The organism is Pantoea sp. GM_Pan_4, from assembly GCF_026541005.1.
GTDB lineage: Bacteria > Pseudomonadota > Gammaproteobacteria > Enterobacterales > Enterobacteriaceae > Pantoea > Pantoea dispersa.
The window spans coordinates 38865-56953 of the sequence record NZ_JALNUZ010000001.1 but is presented as its reverse complement, the minus strand read 5'-3'; the positions used below and the strand labels follow the sequence as shown (position 1 = coordinate 56953).

Here is an 18089-nt window from a genome sequence, read left to right as displayed (position 1 = left end):
TACATATGCATACCCGTGGAATGCTCCACGGCAAGCCATTGTCAGCCCCTATCCCACTTATGATGAGATTCACAATCTCAATCTTCTGAATGCTTAAAAAGCTGAACAAATAGCCAAGCTGAATCAAGCTCATCATCTGCTAGAAAAACAACCTCAGATTGTTCAATTTGATGTCAAACGCCGTATGGCCGAACTTGAAAAATCACAAGGTGAAATTCGTGCCAATGCGTACTTAACAAAGACATTTGTTGAGCGCACATTGCCACGCGTTGAATGTGTGAACACCAAGTATCGCCTCTGCGAAATGAAGGCCGGCACGCAAGCCCTACTCACTAAAAATTCAGACAAAGCAATTGGCGCAGCCAGAGCAAGTGGCGCGCTATGGGAATTGATGCGTCGTTTTAACCGCTTGCCTGATATGGCTCGCGCCGATGTTGATTTACTGGCGGGTGATATTGCCAACTTTACTCTGGCTGAACTGGTGCAAGCACATGGTCAATCTGACAGCGAATCAGATTACAAATACACACATCGCATCTACATGACCGCGGCCACCATCACCCGCGAATTCGACCAGACTCCGCCACTTTGGGAAAAGGTCACGTCTCGATTCTTTGAACCTGAAGAAGTCACACCTGCGATTTTGCGCATGCAGACCGAGAAATGGTGGAAGGGTCGCCTGCGTCGTATCGCGGCATCATGGCGTGAACATCTGCAAATTGCCCTCGCCAACGTCAGCAAAAAACACACGCCCTATGCAAGCAGAATGACGGTTTCGGAATGGCGCGAGCAAAAGCGCCGCACGCGTGAATTTCTTAAAGGGCTTGAGCTTGAGAATGAGGAAACCGGCGAAAGAATCAGCCTAATCGACAAGTTTGATGCAAGCATATCGAATCCTGCCATTAAGCGCTGCGAGTTGATGAATCGCATTCGCGGTTTTGAAAATATCTGCAACGACATGGGCTTTGTCGGTGAGTTTTACACGATCACCGCGCCTTCTCGCTATCACGCCACTATCAAGACCGGTCATCGTAACCGCAAGTGGAATGGCGCTAGCCCGGCAGATACGCAGCGTTACCTCTGCAACGTGTGGCAGAAAATTCGCGCCAAGCTGCATCGCGAAGAAATCCGCATCTTCGGCATTCGTGTTGCCGAACCCCATCACGATGCAACACCGCACTGGCATATGCTGATGTTTATGCTGCCTGAAAATGTCGATCGTGTGCGTGAGGTGATCAGCGACTATGCATGGCGTGAAGATGGTATAGAACTAACCAGCAAAAAAGCGCGCAGAGCGCGCTTTCATGCCGAAGCCATTGACCCCGACAAGGGCAGCGCCACCGGCTATGTGGCGAAATACATATCAAAAAACATCGATGGCTATGCACTCGACGGCGAGCTGGACGATGAAAGTGGTAAAGAACTTAAAGACACCGCGCCCGCCGTTTCGGCATGGGCTGCACGTTGGCACATCCGGCAATTCCAGTTCATTGGTGGTGCTCCGGTCACGGTTTATCGCGAACTACGCCACATGGCCGACAGCGAAACCGCGCATGGACTCAGTATCGAGTTCGCGGCCGTGCATGACGCTGCTGATGCAGGCGATTGGGCTGGCTACGTTAACGCACAGGCGGCGCATTTGTGCGTCGTGATGAGCTGGCCGTGCGCACCTAGTATCAACCAAGCGAAGATCTCAACGCTTACGGCGAAGAAACTATTCGTATCAAAGGTGTGTAGGCCACTGACGCTGGCGCAGATACACCAATCCTAACCAGATTGACGCAATGGAAGATGGTGCCGAAGCGTGCTGTTGATTTGGCCGTTGACGTTAAGGGCGCGTCCGCGCCCTCTTGGAGTTCTGTCAATAACTGTACGGCGTCGCCGCCAGTTGATATCCCTCTCGATTTCTCACAGACGCCAACACGAGCAGAAAGGCGGCGTATTTTGCGGCGACTGCACGAAAGCACACATGTTAAGCAGCGAAAACAGCCACCGCCAGCGCCAAACGCTCAGCACTTGGAAAAGCGCGAACAGCTTAAAGAGATATTCCACGATGTCTCGCGTTTACACCTGTCCGAAGGTGAGATCACCTGGATGATGAGCGGCCGAAAACTGAAAGTAGGTGAGCAAACATTCTGGAGCGGCAGCAGCGGGCATCTGTTCCGGAATCGGCGTAAAGCATCCACCGTCCTTAGCAGGTTTGAGGCCTTGGCTAAGAAATGTATGGGCAAACGCAGCGCTCAATAAAACAGCATTTAACTTACAAAAAACCATGCGAATCTTTACGGTTCCTAAATCGCATGATACTGTTCATTCATACAGTATAAAAATTGATTCAGGAGTTAATTAACTGATGGACTTAGACAATCTGAGCGAGACCGTTGCACGCATTCAGTTTATCGCCGACGTTTCGCTTGTCGCACACTGCAAAGAAAATGAACTAAAATTGGCACTGTCGATGATCAGTGAGATGGCCGGAAAGATTGATACAGCGATTTATCAGGATGCCATTTTCCGTCAGGCTGAATGACTTCTTTTCAGTAACTCCCCTGCCCTGAGCCACCATTTCGGTGGCTTTTTCATGCTGCAGCAAAGTGCATGATTTTGCATGATCCAGATAGGATCGCCGATCGCTACAGCGCCCATAGCTGGCGCGGCTTGACGAGGTGCATGCATCTGCATGAAAAGCGATGCATAAAGCGGGCAGGCGTGGCGGGGATAGCATTGCGCGCCTAGCCTAATCTTTAATATCTACTTTAAAGGTTGTACTATTGTCGTCTTGAGTTTACTTTCATCCCAATATTTAAGGAAGAATATGACTATCACTAAGAATCGTGCCGATAGCAAAACCTTACCATCATGGTCATTTGAGTTTAAGAATATAGGGTGCCTTAAAAGTGGGCAACTTGACATAAAACCTTTAACCATTCTTTGCGGCAGAAATAACACTGGTAAGACATGGATAATGTACAGTATTTATGGTTTTCTTAATACAGCCAAGCCTAATACAAAACTTCCTCATGTTTCAGAAATCAATAAAGAACTAAAATCGCTTGGTACTTATGAACTTAACTTAGAAAAGTGGATTGAACAATATTATACCACTATAAGAAAAGAGTTTGATAAAGATTCAGCATCAATGCTTGAGGAGGTTTTTAACACTTCTGATGAATCTATTTTTTCTAATTCACATTTTTCATGGGTAGTTGACAAAGAGACTCTCATAAATCACGCCAAACAAAAAGAAATTTACTTCACTCTGACATTAGGCACTAGTAAAAAAGAAATAATCAGTATAGAAAAAGAAAGTGGAAACCCCATTTTAAAAATAACCCTTTTGGATGTTGACTTTACCCAAAGTGAGCGATTCATTAATCATACATTAATTCAGGTTTTACAACTTGAACATGACCGCCGCCCCGCATTTTTAATACCTGCAGAACGAAATGGATTACACCTTTTCTATAATGAACTAAGCTCAAGACGCACAGCGCTACTTCATCATGCATCCAAAGAGAGCTTTGATTTGAGTTCATTGCTCAAAGATGTATTAAAATCAAAATATTCTGCACCAATTGCTAACTACATTGACTGGCTCAATGAGTTGAAAACAATTAGAAAGAAAAAAAGTGTCGAATTCCATTCAGCTGCAGAAGAAATTAAAAAAATAATCTCTGGGAAATATACAGTAGATAACGAAGGTCAAATCTATTTCTCTACTTACAAAAAGGGAAAGGAAGAGTCTAAAAAATTAGAGCTTCATTTATCATCCTCTACAGTTAAGAGCCTCTTTGGACTATGGTTTTATTTAGAGCACCAAGCTGAGATTGGCGATATATTGATGATTGATGAACCTGAATTAAATCTTCACCCTGCAAACCAAAGAATTATTGCTAGATTTTTAGCAAAACTATCAAACTCTGGATTAAGAGTTATAATTAGCACCCATAGCGATTAATTTCTTAAGGAAATCAATAGCTTAATAATGCTTTCATCTTCTGACACTGATGATATTGACAAAAAAAATATATTAAAAAAACAGGGTATTGATAATGAAAGTATAATCACAAGCCAAAACGTTACGGCATATCTTTTTGATAAAAATCAAATTCAAGAGATGGTGAAGACAAACGAGGGCATAAATGCTGTAACATTTGATGAGGTTATCCATAGCATCAATGATAACAATGATGAAATTTACTTCTCTTTAGTTGATAAAAAAAACAACCATGATGAAAGTTTCATTGATGAAAACTCACTCAATGGTGACGAATAATGGCGGAAATCACTAGTGTCTTTCAAAGCTCAATTGAATCTAGTTATGTATTAACTAGACAAGCCGCCTTTTGGGTAGTTGAGGAAACCAATCCAAACTCAAAAAACACTAAGCTATTGGTTAATGGCTCGGGGATATTTGGTTTTTCACTAGATAGTAATCTCGTCCCCAAACCTGCATGGAAATTCATTAAAAGTAATGCAGTTAAGGGATTGAGTTCAGTTTGCGATGGGATATTCGTAACAAGCCATGATCAAAGAGACTATTTTATTGTAATTGATCTCAAATCAACCAAATCAACTGGAATTTCAAAGCAATTGCTTACATCTATACATTTGTGTAAATGGCTTCACAATGTATTAAGTTTGCATGGGCATTTAAATAAAGAAACTAGATTTGCTGGAGTTGTTAGTAAAATCAGCAATCGAACCCAAGCAGCGAAAATAGGTTCTGTTAGAAAACCCATTCCTGAACCAATAATTCATCAGGGGTTTCCTATCTTCCAGTTGCATGACGTCCAAAAAATATCTTTAAATGACATTTGCAGCAAGTGCTAAAATAAAGGCTCATATCTGAGCCTTTATAAACCTAAATTTATCTATGATATTTATTTTGAAAAATTGTATTCTCTGAAACGTATAACCTCACAATTCAACCAATCATTTAATGCAATAAGCCTTTCTTGCAGCGGCGTCAGCTCATTCCGCACAAACACCTGCGCCGCCTTCACCGCATCCCCGAACCCGCCCGCACTGTCCGGGATTATCCCCATCATCTGCGGCGGCACGCGGTGTGCACTAAGCAAATCATCGCGGCTGGCCTTCTTAATGTTGAAAAAGTCATCCTTGGTAGCCACTTCACTCAGCGGCAAAATCTTGATCCCATCCGGCTTGCCATTGGGCGCATACATAAACAGGTTGCGGAAATTGCCAATCCCTTTAGTGTCCCGCATCGCCTGCCGCATGCGCTCGATGTCACTGCTACTTTGCGCTGCATCGGTCATGTACAGGATTTAACCCGCGTGCGCGCCGTTCTGGTAATACTTGCGGCGGAACAACGTAGCAGCCTCATTTAGCCAGGCGGAATTAAGCGCGCTAAGATATTCCGGCAGACCGTAAAGCTCCTGATTCACGTCTGACTCAATCAGGTGGAAAACCCGATCCGTTTCAAACTGGTGCGCCTCCTTCCACTCATTCACGAACCAGTAAACACCCTTCTCCACGCCGCGCCGCGTGTACTTGGCTGGTGACGTTTCCAGACGCAGCGGTTTGCCGAGCGCGTTGCGGCGCAGCTCCGCGAATGCATTGCCAAACACCAGATAGTCAAGCGCAAACTTGCTGAACTCCTGCTGGCTCAGCAGCGGATGCGGGATAAACGTTGAGGCCAGTATGTTGCGCATCACGTAGAGCGGCGAGCTGTGATGCACTGCCGAACGCAGGCTTTTGGCGAGGCCGTGGAAGCTGACCGGCGGCTCGTACCAGCGGCCGTTATGGATGCACTCGGCGTAATCCATGATGTCGCGCTTATCGAGTACCGCCGTTGGCTCGCCGAAGCTGAACGCCTCAAAAGGCTGTGACGCATCCTGCGCGGGCTGGGTTTGTGCGGTAAATGCCTTGTGGCGGTTGCGTTTACTCATCAGTAAAACTCCATAAATGAAAGGTTAGCGCCGCCGCTGGCGGCGGTGAGCGGTTCGTTCAGCAGGGCGTGCATGATTGCCCACGCGACATCGGCGTGGCTGGCTTCCTCGCTGTGGCTGGCCTCGTAGGTTGAGCGGTTGCCGCTGGCCGTCATGGTTTTGCGGATCGACATAAACGACTACGTGATGTCGGTCTGGCCTGCGTCGTATTCGAGACGACCGCAGCTGATGGTGTCCTTGGCTTTCAGCACCATTGCGGTTTTTACTTCCGGCGAATATTTGATTTCGCGCGTCGCCGGAAAGAACTGGCGCAAAAGCTGGAATACGCCCTGACCGATGCCAGTGGTGTCCACGCCGATGTATCGCACTATGCCGATCGGTAAAGAGCTGCACGATGAATTGAAAGATAAAGAGGGAGAGTTTTTCGCGGAGTATTATCGCCAGTTTTATCGCGTAATACGTCTAACCCGAATTGAATTGCCAGAAGGATTCATGAGCCACATTCCACGCCATAGATTCACCAGCCACTTCATAATGACCTGTGGTATCCCCCTGGAGTTACAGCGCATATTTGAACACTAAGATATAAGCGTAACCATGCGTTATCCCCACTTCGCGCCTGATCATCTTGAAGATGCTATTCACTGCAATCCATTAACGATTATGGCCGGAAAAAGTGGCGGAAAAATGGCGGCGAAGGTTATCACAGGGTAGAACACGGTATAACAGGATTGGTAATAACTCATTGATAAGTATGAAATTATTGTCAGTCAACAGTAAATAAAAAAAGACCCAATACGATTCCTGTATCGGGTCCAGGGAAATGGCTCGTTGAGAGCCGTGCGCTAAAAGTTGGCATTTTTGCAGGCGAGGACGCCTTGCCTTTTAAAGGTAGACCAGCATCGGTGATTTTCCAGCCAGCGGGCTTCGCCGCCGGCAAAAGCTGCCAACTCTGTGATCAGGCTGGCACTAACGGCTGGCAGGCGCAGCGGCAAAAATGTGCGCTACGCCTGAAAATGCAGGGATTATTTACCGCACAACTGCTGGGCGCGATCGACGATCGGCTGCAGGCTCATTTTTTGTCCCGGATGCGCTTTATCGGCGGCAAGGATGGTATCGATGGATTGCAATGTGCCCTGCCCGGCATTGCCGCGCGCCAGCGCTTTATCATTAAGCGGATACTGCAGCAGCGTGCTGGGGTTGATGGCAAACAGCGCGCCATCTTTCTCGCAGGTCAGCATCACCTCTTCACGGGTGAACGGCCACTTATCTTTGCCAATTTCAAAACGGCTGACGGTGATAATCTGCCCGGCGAACGCCTGGCTGCACAACGCCATCAGTAACCCAGCTGGAATCAGTTTCTTCAGCAAAATCTCGACCTCATCTCATCTTTTAACAGATTCAGGCCGGCGACAGCGTAGCAAACACGCTCACCAGCCCGATAACAATCAACGCCAGCAGCAGCTCGAGCTGCGTCAGACGGATAAAAAGCTTCGGTGCCCGGCTGGCGGCCAGGCGAAAACGCGGCACCAGCAGATAGCGATTAAGCAGCGCAATCAACACCATCAGTGCCACCAGCAACGCTTTGCTCACCAGCAGCTCGCTCCACAGCGTGGCGGTCCAGTTGAGCGGCGTGCCGGCAATCAGCAGGCTGTTGACCGTGCCGGTAACAATCGCCAGCGCCACGGCCAGATGACCATAGCGTGAAAAGCGCATCATGCTGCGAATGGCATCGGTGCGCCAGGCAATGTTGCGCGCCTCGCGCATTAATAGCAGCAGCGGCAGCAGACCACCGGCCCAGAAGGCGGCCGCGATCAGGTGCAGCGCATGGTTGCCCTGCTGCAGCAGTCCCGGCATGCCGTCACGCATCGCCGCATGGCCAACGCCCGCGAGGGCGATCAGCTGTAACAGCGCGCTCGCCAGTAACGCCTGCTGGCGCAGCTTACCACGCAGGAGCAGCGCCAGCGTGCTGAGCAGGGCAAACAGGATAACCCAGCGCCACACTACGCCGAAGCGGGTGGTCAGCACTGCGAGCCAGACATCCGCGCTGGCGATGCTGCGCCAGTCGCCGCTCATCAGCCCGGTCTGCGCCGCCAGCATCAACAGCGCACTGAGTAAACTCAGTACGGCGCTGTATCCCATCAGCCGCCGCCAGCGCTGTGCCAGCACCGGTCGGTAGCGCGCCGGCGCCAGCAGCGCGGTATAAAATGCACTGCCGGTGAGCAGAAACAGCGCCAGAAAATGCAGCGCCCGCAGGCCGATCCAGAACGCGCTAAGACTCATTACTTCACGCTGAAGCTGTAGCTACCTTTGGTTTTGTGGCCGTCCACTGACAGCACGTGCCAGTTGACCTGATACTGGCCCGACGCCAGCGGCTGGGCGATCGGCACAATCAGCTGATCGTGCTGCTGCGGATTCAGCTGGGCTTTCTCCAGCGCCACCGGTTGCTGCTGCGCGTTGATCATTTCCACGCCGCTGAATGCCGGTTCAATATCTTCGGTGAATGTCAGGGTGAGTTGCTGCGGCGCGCGCTCCACCACGGCGTTGTCCGCCGGCACCGGGGCTTTCAGGTGGGCATGCGCCAGAGCCAGCTGGCTGAAGCTCAGCGTCGCGCCCGCCAGCAGTAGCGCGATAACGCGCCTGGATGCAGTTTTCATCATCACGTCTTCCCTTTTAACTGCGGCACTGCGCCGCAAATGTGGCAGCAGGATACGCCGCTGCTTTTAGGCTGTCGAGACTTGCGGTGCGATCCAATTCCCTTGATCCAACAGGGCGAAACCATTATTTTTGCCCCTGTTTATCAGGAGAAAAGCATGAGCCAAAACCTTGCCCTGCTGTCGCAGGAAGAGAAAGACAAAGTAAACGTCGATCTCGCCGCCGCTGGCGTGGCGTTTAAAGAGCGCTATAACATGCCGGTGATCGCCGAGATGGTGGAGCGCGAGCAGCCGGAAGCGCTGCGCGACTGGTTCCGTCAGCGCCTGATGGCCTATCGCCAGGCATCGCTCAGCCTCTCCCGCCTGCCCTACGAACCTAAGCAGAAATAATTTATGTTACGCGTAATCGATACGGAAACCTGTGGCCTGCAGGGCGGCGTGGTGGAAGTGGCGTCAGTGGATGTCATTGACGGCCAGATCGTCAATCCGATGAGCGATCTGATCTGCCCGGATCGGCCCATCAGTCGTCAGGCGATGGCGGTGCACCGCATCACTGAAGCCATGGTGGTAGGCAAACCGACCATCGAAGAGGCGATTGGCCGCTATCACGGTAGCCCGCACTATGTGGCACATAACGCCAGCTTTGACCGGCGCATGCTGCCGACGATGCCGGGCGAATGGATCTGCACCATGACGCTGGCGCGCCAGCTGTGGCCGGGCATTAAATACGGTAATCAGGCGCTGCGCCACAGCCTGAAACTCGAGGTGTCGCCGCCGGATGATCTGCACGCGCACCGCGCGCTGTACGATTGCTACGTCACCGCCGCGCTGCTGATCCGCATTATGGAAACCTCCGGCTGGAGCGCCAGCGAGATGGTGAGTCGCTGCCAGCCGGCGCCGGTCAGCGACGAGGTGTTCCCGTTTGGTAAGTATCGCGGTCAGAGCATCGGCAGCATCGCGCGTAAAGATCCGGGCTATTTGCGCTGGGTACTGGAAAACGTACGTGATTTGCGCGCGCCGCTGCGGCAGACGCTGCGCAAATACGTTAAGGACACTCAGTAATCGCTGCGCGGCGGCAGCGAGCCCTGCGCCAGGGCGATCAGGAAAGTGAACTCCTGCGCCACGCCTTCATAGGATTTATAACGTCCTGATTTGCCGCCGTGGCCGGAATCCATATCGGTGCAGAGTAACAGCAGCGCATCGTTGGTGCGCAGCTCACGCAGCTTTGCCACCCACTTCGCCGGCTCCCAGTACTGTACCTGCGAATCGTGCAGCCCGGTGGTCACCAGCAGGTGCGGATATGCCTGCGCCGTCACGTTGTCATACGGGCTGTACTGGCGGATGTAGCGATAGAATTCCGCCTGCTCCGGATTGCCCCACTCATCATATTCACCGGTGGTCAGCGGAATCGACGGATCGAGCATGGTCGTGACCACATCGACAAACGGCACCTGAGCGATCACGCCGTGAAACAGCTGCGGCGCCATATTCAGCACGCCGCCCATCAATAAGCCTCCGGCACTGCCGCCCATGGCATACAGCTGCTGCGGGTTACCGTAACCTTTCGCCACCAGCGCTTCGGTAACATCAATGAAGTCGGTGAAGCTGTTCATTTTATGTTGCAGCCGGCCATCGTCATACCACTGCTGGCCCAGCTCGCCGCCGCCGCGCACGTGGATTATCGCGTAGATGAAACCGCGCTCCAGCAAACTGATGCGGCTGGTGCCGAAGCTGGCCTCCATGCTGCTGCCATACGCGCCGTAGCCGTACGCCAGCAGCGGATTGGCGCCGCGCTGAAAGTGTTTGCGGTGATAAACCAGCGAGACAGGCACTTCCGTGCCGTCGCGCACCGTGATCCACAGGTGTTCACTTTTGTAGTCGGCAGAGTCAAAACCCGGCACCGGGGTTTGCTTGAGAATGCGCCGTTCGCCGGTCTCCATGTTCAGTTCGAACAGCGTGGTCGGCGTCGTCATCGACGAGTAGCCGTAGCGCAGCGTGTCACTTTCCGGCGTGGGGTTGTAGGCCAGCCAGGTGACATAGGCCGGATCGTCAAAGGCAATACCGTAGCTCTCACCGCTGGCCCAGTTAATCTGGCGCAGGGTATTTACCCCGCGCTGGCGCTCTTCGACTACCAGCCAGTTACGAAACAGCTGGAAATCTTCCATCACCACGTGGTCGCGCGGCGGAATCAGGGTTTGCCAGCGATCTTCAGCCAGCCACGCGCTGCGGTACAGGCCGAAATTTTTGCCGTCGCGGTTGGAGCGAATGAAGAACTGGTGATCGTAGTGATCGATGCTGTATTCATGATCGCGCCGCCGCGGACAAAACACCTGCGGCTGTGCGTCCGGATATTCCGCGTCAATCAGCAGAATTTCACTGGTAGTTGTGCTGAACAGCGCGATCAGGATGAAGTGTTCCGAGGTGGTTTTATGCACGCTGAGGTGGAAAGACTCATCCTGCTCTTCATACACCAGCTGATCTTCCGACTGCGGATGCCCCAGTTCGTGACGCCACACCTGATAAGCCAGCAGCGTTTTCGAATGCTTGCGTACGTAGTAGAGGGTGCGTGAGTCGTTGGCCCACGCCACGCTGGAGGACGCGTCGCGCAGCACCTCCGGATACCAGCTGCCGCTGTTGAGGTTACGAAAGCGGATGCCGTACTGGCGGCGCGATAAAAAATCTTCCGCCAGCGCCATCACCTGGTTATCCGGGCTGATATCCAGCGTGCCCATGGTGTAAAAGTCACTGTGCGCGGCGCGCTGGTTGCCATCCAGCAGCAGTTGCCACGGCTGGTCGGCGGGCGCATCCACCGGCTGGCGGAAATAGGCCGCGTACTCATTGCCGGCTTCGTAACGGCTCTGGTAGCGATAGCCGCGTTTAACGTACGGTACCGAGTGGTCCTGCGCCGGTAGCCGATCGATGATCTCTTTCAGTACCCGATCCTGCAGCGCATCCTGAGAAGCCATCATCGCTTTACCGTAGCGGTTTTCCGCCTCCAGATAAGCCAGTACCTCGGGGTTTTGCCGGTCATCATCACGCAGCCAGAAATAGTTATCGGTGCGCGTTTCGCCGTGTAACGTCATGTGGTGGGGGATTTTTTTCGCTTGCGGCTGATTCATTACAGAGTTTCTCCCTGAAAGACGACATCCTGCAAGCGTGGCACTTCTGGCTGAGGAAGCCAAGCCGGAAACGCACGCGAAGTGTAACCGGAGGCCGCCGCAACCGCCTCCGGCGTGACTCAGGCCGCTTTTTCCGCCGCGATGTCGCGCTGAATACCGTCGCGCACGTCCTGCGGGATTTTCAACGCATCACCGAGCGCGGAGAGATAACTGCGCTCCATGAAATGATCGACATCGATCGCCGCACAGCTAAGGAAATAGAGCTCCAGCGCTTCCTCTTCGTTTTTCACGTCGGCGGCCAGCCACTGCGGATCGAGCGGACGGTTCATTGCCTGCTGAATCAGCGCTTCCGCCTGCGCCCCGTAACCGGCCTGATGGATATTCTGCTCGATGGCCGTGCGCTCGCGATCGTCAATGTGCCCGTCGCTTTTCGCAGCAAACACCAGCGCGGTGACCAGTCGCTCCGCGCGCTGGTCGAGCGGCGTCTGCAGCTGGCCAAACGCAGGCTCACCCTGATGGGTTTCCCGCACGCGCTGCTTGTATTTATTCCACAGCACCGCGCCTGCCGCCGCCCCGCCACCGACCAGCAGCGCGGTGCCACCGTATTTGGTTAACAGCTTGCGCGACGATTTGCTGGCAACCAGTAAACCCGCCAGGCCACCCAGCGCGCCGGGTGCCAGCATATCGCTCAGGCCGCCTGATTTGCCGTCACCGCCCTTCTTTGCCAGAACCGATTGAATTTGCTGCAGCCAGTTACTCATCGTTTAACTCCTGTTTAAGTTTCCGCTCACTATGCTGCCGCACGCTGTGTCAGTTAACGTCAGAGCCGGCAAAGTATGGCAAAGCCGGACGTGCGCAATGCGTGAGTGCGCAAACGTTTTCGTTTATACTGCGCGCGCATTTTGACTGCTAAGGTGAAATTATGACGACTCTTGGAACCGCGCTGCGTCCTGCCGCAACGCGTGTCATGCTGTTAGGTTCAGGTGAATTAGGTAAAGAGGTGGCGCTGGAGTGTCAGCGTCTCGGGGTGGAAGTGATCGCCGTCGATCGTTATGCCGATGCCCCGGCGATGCACGTTGCGCATCGCAGCCACGTCATTAACATGCTGGACGGTGACGCACTGGCGGCGCTGATTGCGCAGGAGCAGCCCCACTTTGTGGTGCCGGAAATTGAAGCCATCGCCACCGAAAAACTGCTGGAGCTGGAAGCGCAGGGGCAAAAAGTGGTGCCGACGGCCCGTGCTGCGCGTCTGACCATGAACCGCGAAGGCATTCGCCGTCTGGCGGCAGAAGAGCTGGCGTTACCGACCTCAACCTACCAGTTTGCGGATAGCAAAGCGCGTTTCGTCGCGGCCGCGCACGAGATCGGTTTCCCCTGCATCGTAAAACCGGTAATGAGCTCCTCCGGTAAAGGCCAGAGCTTCATTCGCGAAGCCAGCCAGCTGGATCACGCCTGGGATTATGCGCAGCAAGGCGGACGCGCGGGCGCGGGCCGGGTGATCGTCGAGGGCGTCGTGAAGTTCGATTTTGAAATCACCCTGCTGACCATCAGCGCGGTGGACGGCATCCATTTCTGCGCGCCAATTGGTCATCGTCAGGAAGACGGTGATTATCGTGAATCCTGGCAGCCACAGCAGATGAGCGAACTGGCGCTGCAGCGCGCGCAGGACATCGCCGCTAACGTGGTGAAAGCGCTCGGCGGTTACGGCCTGTTTGGCGTGGAACTGTTTGTGTGCGGCGACGAGGTGGTGTTTAGCGAAGTCTCTCCGCGTCCGCACGATACCGGTATGGTGACGCTGATTTCGCAGGATCTCTCTGAGTTCGCGCTGCACGTGCGCGCCTTCCTCGGCCTGCCGATTGGCGGCATTCGCCAGTATGGACCGGCTGCTTCGGCGGTGATCCTGCCACAGCTCGATAGCCACAACGTGCAGTTTGTGAATGTGGAAGCCGCACTTGGCGCCGGTTTGCAGCTGCGTCTGTTTGGTAAGCCGGAAATTGCCGGGCAGCGCCGTCTGGGTGTCGCGCTGGCGACCGGTGACAGCACCGATGATGCCGTGGCCCGCGCCATTGCCAGCGCCGCGGCGGTGCAGGTTCAGGGCTGATTGACCGGGTGGTGACGCAGCGCCATCACCACCCGCAAAAATTGACCGCTGCCGCGTTGCAGTTACGCGGCAGCGCTATTCGCGATCAGCGGGGTGAAGCCGCACCTGCCACAGCCTCACGCGCCAGCTGCGTAATGCGATCCCAGTCGCCGCTCTCCAGCGCATCGTTTGGCACCAGCCACGAGCCGCCAATACACAGCACGCTTTTCAGCGCCAGATAGTCTCGATAGTTGGCCGGTGAAATGCCGCCGGTCGGACAGAAACGCACCTGCGGGAATGGACCACTAATCGCCGCCAGCGCTTTGACGCCACCGTTAGCCTCTGCCGGGAAGAACTTGAACTCGCGCAAACCATAATCCATGCCGACCATCAGTTCCGACACGGTGCTGATGCCTGGAATCAGCGGCACCGGGCCTTCCACCGCCGCCTTGAGCAGTGGTTCAGTGAGCCCCGGGCTAATGACAAACTGCGCGCCGGCGTCGGTCACTTCTTTCAGCTGCTGGGTATTGATCACCGTGCCGGCACCCACAATCGCTTCCGGGACTTCTTTGATCATTGCCCGCAGCGCATCCATCGCCACCGGCGTGCGCAGCGTCACTTCCAGCACGCGTACGCCACCTGCGACCAGCGCTTTGGCCATCGGCACCGCATGTTCCAGCTTGTTGACGACGATCACCGGCACAACCGGGCCGGTAGTCAGAATCTGTTCCGCACTCGTTTTCCAGTTCTTCATTACGTTTCCTCAGGAGAGACAGCCCGACGCGCGGTCCGGCTGTCAGAAAGAGAGCCCTACCATACAAGATCGGCCGGACGGACGTCTATTGGATATCATCAATTTTTGAAACCGCGGTTCATTTTGGTGATGACCTGTATCCGCTCGCAAGTTGAGCCTGATGCCTGCGTCTGCAGTTTTAACCCAGCACCAGTGAGACAACCGCTAAAACAATTAATAAAAACACCAGTGCACTGACCAGAGCCATACCAGCCACGATGGCATGGAACGTCAGAGTGGCACCTGCGAAAAACAGCGCGCCGTAAACACTCCAGCGGCTCTCTTTGCGCATACCACCAAACGCGGCCAGCAGCAGGGCAATAGACGCCAGCACGACATCCGTAATGGTAAGCAGCCCATCGATGTCCATCTTGCTGGTTTTCGATGTAGAACTTTGCACGTTCTCTCCTTTTAGTCCGGCAAGAACACCTTTCTTCACTGCGGCAATCTGTTCTGCTACCACCTGCTCAATTGAGGGACGATGTTGGAACGGGCCGAAAGTAAAGTGAACTGCAACCAGCATGAATGCTATGGCCCCCAGCAGCATACCGACAGAACTCCATTTATTGCGCAATAGCGTTTCCATACGTTTCCTTAGCATTATCATTTGCGCATTATTGCGCACCATTCTGTAGGGTTGCCATTAATGGCGACCAGGATAAACCCTGCTGACTGAAAACAAAACGCCCCTGGCGAACAGCGCAGGGGCGTAAATATAAACTTCTCAGTCAGCGATACAGGAGCGGTTATTCAAACTCGTTCCATGAACGGCCGTCGCGGGTGATCATCGCTACCGACGCCACCGGGCCCCAGGTGCCGGCCTGATACGGTTTGGAGGCGTCACCATCCGCATTCCACGCTTCAATAATCGAATCGACATAAGTCCACGCCGCTTCAACTTCATCGCGGCGCACAAACAGTGCCTGAATGCCGCGCATGGTTTCCAGCAGCAGACGCTCGTAGGCATCCGCCAGATGCGACTGATTGAAGGTTTCGGAGTAGCTCAGATCCAGTTTGGTGGTCTGCAGCTTATGCTTGTGATCGAGACCCGGTACCTTGTTGAGGATCTCAATATCCACGCCTTCGTCCGGCTGCAGACGAATCGTCAGCTTGTTCTGCGGCAGCTCGGCGTAAGAGTCCTTAAACAGGTTCATTTCCGGGTTTTTGAAGTACACCACCACTTCTGAGCACTTGGTCGGCAGACGCTTACCGGTGCGCAGGTAGAAAGGCACGCCCGCCCAGCGCCAGTTATCGATATCCACGCGGATGGCGACGAAGGTTTCGGTGCTGCTCTGCTTGTTAGCCCCCTCTTCTTCCAGGTAGCCCGGCACTTTTTTGCCCTGCACAAAACCGGCAGTGTACTGACCGCGTACGGTTTTCTCGCGCACGTTGGTCTGGTCGATGCGGCGCAGCGAGCGCAGCACTTTCACCTTCTCATCACGAATCGCGTCAGCACTGAGATCGGACGGCGGCGACATGGCGATCATGGTCAGGATCTGCAGCAGGTGGTTCTGGATCATGTCACGCATCTGGCCGGCTTTGTCGAAGTAACCCCAGCGGCCTTCGATACCTACCTCTTCCGCCACGGTAATCTGCACGTGGTCGATGGTGCGGTTGTCCCAGTTATTGACGAAAATCGAGTTGGCAAAACGCAGCGCCAGCAGGTTGAGCACCGTCTCTTTACCGAGATAATGGTCGATACGGAACACCTGGCTTTCATCGAAGAATTTACCGACGCTGTCGTTAATCTCCTGCGAGGTCTCCAGCGAGGTGCCAAGCGGCTTCTCCATCACCACGCGCGCCGGTTTGGCGTTGAGTTTAGCGGCGCCCAGGCCTTCACAGATGGCGCCAAAGGTGCTCGGCGGCATGGCAAAGTAGTTGATGGTGACGCGGTTTTTCTGATCCAGCATCTTGCCCAGTTTCGAGAAGTGCGAGGTGTCGTTAACGTCGAGGTTGCAGAAGTCGAGACGGCCGCTGAGTTTGTCCCACAGCGCTTCGTCAATCTTCTCCTTCATGAAGGTTTCCAGCGCTTCACGCACCACTTTGGTGTAGGCCTCTTTGTCCCACTCCGCGCGACCCACGCCAATAATGCGCGTGGTATCGTGAATCTGACCGGCTTTCTCCAGCTGATACAGTGAAGGCAACAGTTTCCGGCGTGCAAGATCGCCTTTGGCACCGAAAATCACCAGATCGCATGCCTGGGCTGTTTGTGTTACCGCCATTTTCCTCTCCTCGTTGCAGGATATACCCGGCCTGAGCGTCCTCATCCTGCCGGGTCCTTATTGTAATTTTCTTACAGCACAATGTACTTTTTTCACCGCGCCAGGACAACCCGGCTGCGGTCGGTTACAGGTGATTATCCTGCACCGCCGGGGCGCATTTAACGTGTTGCGAAGTGCGCTAACGCGCCTTTTTCTGTTTCGATGTTTGTCGGGCGAAAACCCGGCAGCGATCAAAGTATGACAAAAAAAGCGCGGTTACATTTGTCCGCCGCTGCGTACGTCAGGCTATTACACGGTATATTCCGCATAATTGGCAGCGATTTCACGCACGGGTGAACGCAAAAAAGTGATTGATGGTCATCGGGTTAACAACATGCTGGATCAAATACAGGCGCAGCTGGCCGCGCTGAGCAAATCAGAACGCAAAGTGGCAGAACAGATTCTGGCCGCGCCGCAGCAGGCGATGCACTCGAGCATTGCCACGCTGGCACAGGCGGCGCAGGTCAGCGAACCGACGGTGAACCGCTTCTGTCACCGCATGGGCACGCGCGGCTTTCCCGATTTCAAGCTGCAGCTGGCACAGAGTCTGGCCAAAGGACCGAGCTGGGTCAGTCGCGATGTCGAAGAAAATGACAGCGTAGAACGCTACAGCCACAAGATTTTCGATTCCGCGCTGGCGGGACTCAGCCGCGTGCGTCAGCAACTGGATATGCAAGTGGTGGCTCAGGCGGTGCAGGCATTGTCACAGGCGCATAAAGTGGCCTTCTTTGGTCTTGGCGCCTCGGCGGTAGTGGCGCATGATGCCACCAATAAATTTCTGCGTTTTAATCTGCCGGTTATCTGGTCCGAGGATATTGTGATCCAGCGCATGAGTTGCATAAATAGTGGACCAAATGACGTGTTTGTTCTGATATCGCATACTGGCCGCACCAAAAATATGATAGAACTGGCTCGCCTGGCGCGTGTAAACGCTTCCACCGTGCTGGCTATCACCTCGCCCGGATCGCCGCTGGCAGATGAAGCCACGCTGGCGCTGACGCTGGATGTACCGGAAGATACCGACATCTATCTGCCGATGGTTTCCCGCCTGGCGCAGCTCACCGTGGTTGACGTGCTGGCAACCGGTTTTACCCTGGAGCGCGGTACCGCTTTCCGCGAGAATCTCAAACGGGTAAAAGAGGCGCTGAAAGCGTCGCGCCTCGAAAAGCCGGCACCGGAATCACGTGCACAGCAAAATAATTAACATCACATTCACAATGTGAGTCGAATCACAGCCCCTCGATCATATAGAATGAGTGACCATTGCGTG

The 18089-nt window shown here is 53.7% G+C and carries 16 protein-coding genes and 3 pseudogenes; 9 read left to right on the top strand and 10 right to left on the bottom strand.

The genetic code is table 11. From position 1 onward, the window contains the following. Positions 1-109: 109 nt before the first annotated feature. The 5 genes and pseudogenes from OXR61_RS00280 (at position 110) to OXR61_RS00260 (ending at position 4833) form a co-directional block, all read left to right on the top strand. Positions 110-2247: pseudogene (locus OXR61_RS00280) on the top strand (replication endonuclease). Positions 2248-2353: 106 nt separating this feature from the next. Then, on the top strand, positions 2354-2530 hold the full coding sequence (locus OXR61_RS00275) for a hypothetical protein (RefSeq protein ID WP_021509993.1): 177 nt from the start codon (positions 2354-2356) through the stop codon (positions 2528-2530). 285 nt (positions 2531-2815) lie between these two features. Then, the gene (locus tag OXR61_RS00270) at positions 2816-3958 is read left to right on the top strand and encodes an AAA family ATPase (RefSeq protein ID WP_267410480.1); all 1143 of its coding nucleotides are present in this window, start codon (positions 2816-2818) and stop codon (positions 3956-3958) included. A gap of 27 nt (positions 3959-3985) precedes the next feature. Continuing rightward, entirely contained in the window at positions 3986-4276 is a 291-nt protein-coding gene (locus tag OXR61_RS00265) for a hypothetical protein (protein WP_021313072.1), read from the top strand. Next, positions 4276-4833, top strand: a complete 558-nt coding sequence (locus OXR61_RS00260) for a hypothetical protein (RefSeq protein WP_071813662.1) — start codon at positions 4276-4278, stop codon at positions 4831-4833. Before OXR61_RS00265 ends, OXR61_RS00260 begins: the two co-directional genes overlap by 1 nt. Positions 4834-4883: 50 nt before the next feature. Here the strand turns inward: OXR61_RS00260 and OXR61_RS00255 are convergent. The 5 genes and pseudogenes from OXR61_RS00255 to copC all read right to left on the bottom strand — a co-directional run bounded on the left by OXR61_RS00255 (position 4884) and on the right by copC (position 8572). After that, a pseudogene (locus OXR61_RS00255) lies at positions 4884-5912 on the bottom strand (phage portal protein). Further along, positions 5912-6274: pseudogene (locus OXR61_RS00250) on the bottom strand (oxidoreductase); the annotation flags it as partial. The pseudogenes OXR61_RS00255 and OXR61_RS00250, both read right to left, overlap by 1 nt. Positions 6275-6937: 663 nt before the next feature. Continuing rightward, positions 6938-7285, bottom strand: coding sequence for a YebY family protein (locus OXR61_RS00245; protein WP_031280196.1), 348 nt, complete (start codon positions 7283-7285; stop codon positions 6938-6940). Between the two features lie 28 nt (positions 7286-7313). After that, positions 7314-8195, bottom strand: coding sequence for a copper homeostasis membrane protein CopD (gene copD / locus OXR61_RS00240; RefSeq protein ID WP_021509987.1), 882 nt, complete (start codon positions 8193-8195; stop codon positions 7314-7316). Further along, a complete protein-coding gene (copC, locus tag OXR61_RS00235) occupies positions 8195-8572 on the bottom strand; it encodes a copper homeostasis periplasmic binding protein CopC (protein WP_021509986.1) in 378 nt (125 codons plus the stop codon). Before copC ends, copD begins: the two co-directional genes overlap by 1 nt. A 153-nt stretch (positions 8573-8725) precedes the next feature. Here copC and OXR61_RS00230 point away from each other — a divergent pair, with 153 nt between their 5' ends. Together OXR61_RS00230 and exoX are read left to right on the top strand one after the other, a co-directional pair. Then, the gene (locus OXR61_RS00230; RefSeq protein WP_010616356.1) at positions 8726-8956 is read left to right on the top strand and encodes a DNA polymerase III subunit theta; all 231 of its coding nucleotides are present in this window, start codon (positions 8726-8728) and stop codon (positions 8954-8956) included. 3 nt (positions 8957-8959) lie between these two features. Continuing rightward, positions 8960-9628 carry an exodeoxyribonuclease X gene (gene exoX / locus OXR61_RS00225; protein ID WP_021509985.1) on the top strand — a complete coding sequence of 223 codons (669 nt, stop codon included), beginning with the start codon at positions 8960-8962 and terminating at the stop codon, positions 9626-9628. Here exoX and OXR61_RS00220 read toward each other — a convergent pair. Both OXR61_RS00220 and OXR61_RS00215 read right to left on the bottom strand, forming a co-directional pair. Further along, positions 9622-11685, bottom strand: a complete 2064-nt coding sequence (locus tag OXR61_RS00220; protein WP_021509984.1) for a prolyl oligopeptidase family serine peptidase — start codon at positions 11683-11685, stop codon at positions 9622-9624. The genes exoX and OXR61_RS00220 overlap by 7 nt on opposite strands. A gap of 119 nt (positions 11686-11804) precedes the next feature. Next, entirely contained in the window at positions 11805-12446 is a 642-nt protein-coding gene (locus tag OXR61_RS00215; protein WP_021509983.1) for a DUF533 domain-containing protein, read from the bottom strand. A 161-nt stretch (positions 12447-12607) separates the two neighbouring features. On the opposite strand from OXR61_RS00215, the gene purT reads away from it, so the two are divergent. Further along, positions 12608-13786 carry a formate-dependent phosphoribosylglycinamide formyltransferase gene (gene purT / locus OXR61_RS00210; protein WP_031280195.1) on the top strand — a complete coding sequence of 393 codons (1179 nt, stop codon included), beginning with the start codon at positions 12608-12610 and terminating at the stop codon, positions 13784-13786. Between the two features lie 85 nt (positions 13787-13871). On the opposite strand, the gene OXR61_RS00205 is transcribed toward purT, so the two are convergent. The 3 genes from OXR61_RS00205 to zwf form a co-directional block, all read right to left on the bottom strand. Further along, positions 13872-14519, bottom strand: coding sequence for a bifunctional 4-hydroxy-2-oxoglutarate aldolase/2-dehydro-3-deoxy-phosphogluconate aldolase (locus OXR61_RS00205; RefSeq protein WP_021509981.1), 648 nt, complete (start codon positions 14517-14519; stop codon positions 13872-13874). Between the two features lie 178 nt (positions 14520-14697). Further along, on the bottom strand, positions 14698-15144 hold the full coding sequence (locus OXR61_RS00200) for a hypothetical protein (RefSeq protein ID WP_021509980.1): 447 nt from the start codon (positions 15142-15144) through the stop codon (positions 14698-14700). Between the two features lie 160 nt (positions 15145-15304). Further along, positions 15305-16780, bottom strand: coding sequence for a glucose-6-phosphate dehydrogenase (zwf, locus tag OXR61_RS00195; RefSeq protein WP_021509979.1), 1476 nt, complete (start codon positions 16778-16780; stop codon positions 15305-15307). Positions 16781-17153: 373 nt separating this feature from the next. Between zwf and OXR61_RS00190 the strand changes: the two genes are divergently transcribed. Then, complete coding sequence (locus OXR61_RS00190) at positions 17154-18023, top strand: MurR/RpiR family transcriptional regulator (RefSeq protein WP_031280194.1); 870 nt, start codon at positions 17154-17156, stop codon at positions 18021-18023. Positions 18024-18089: the final 66 nt, after the last annotated feature.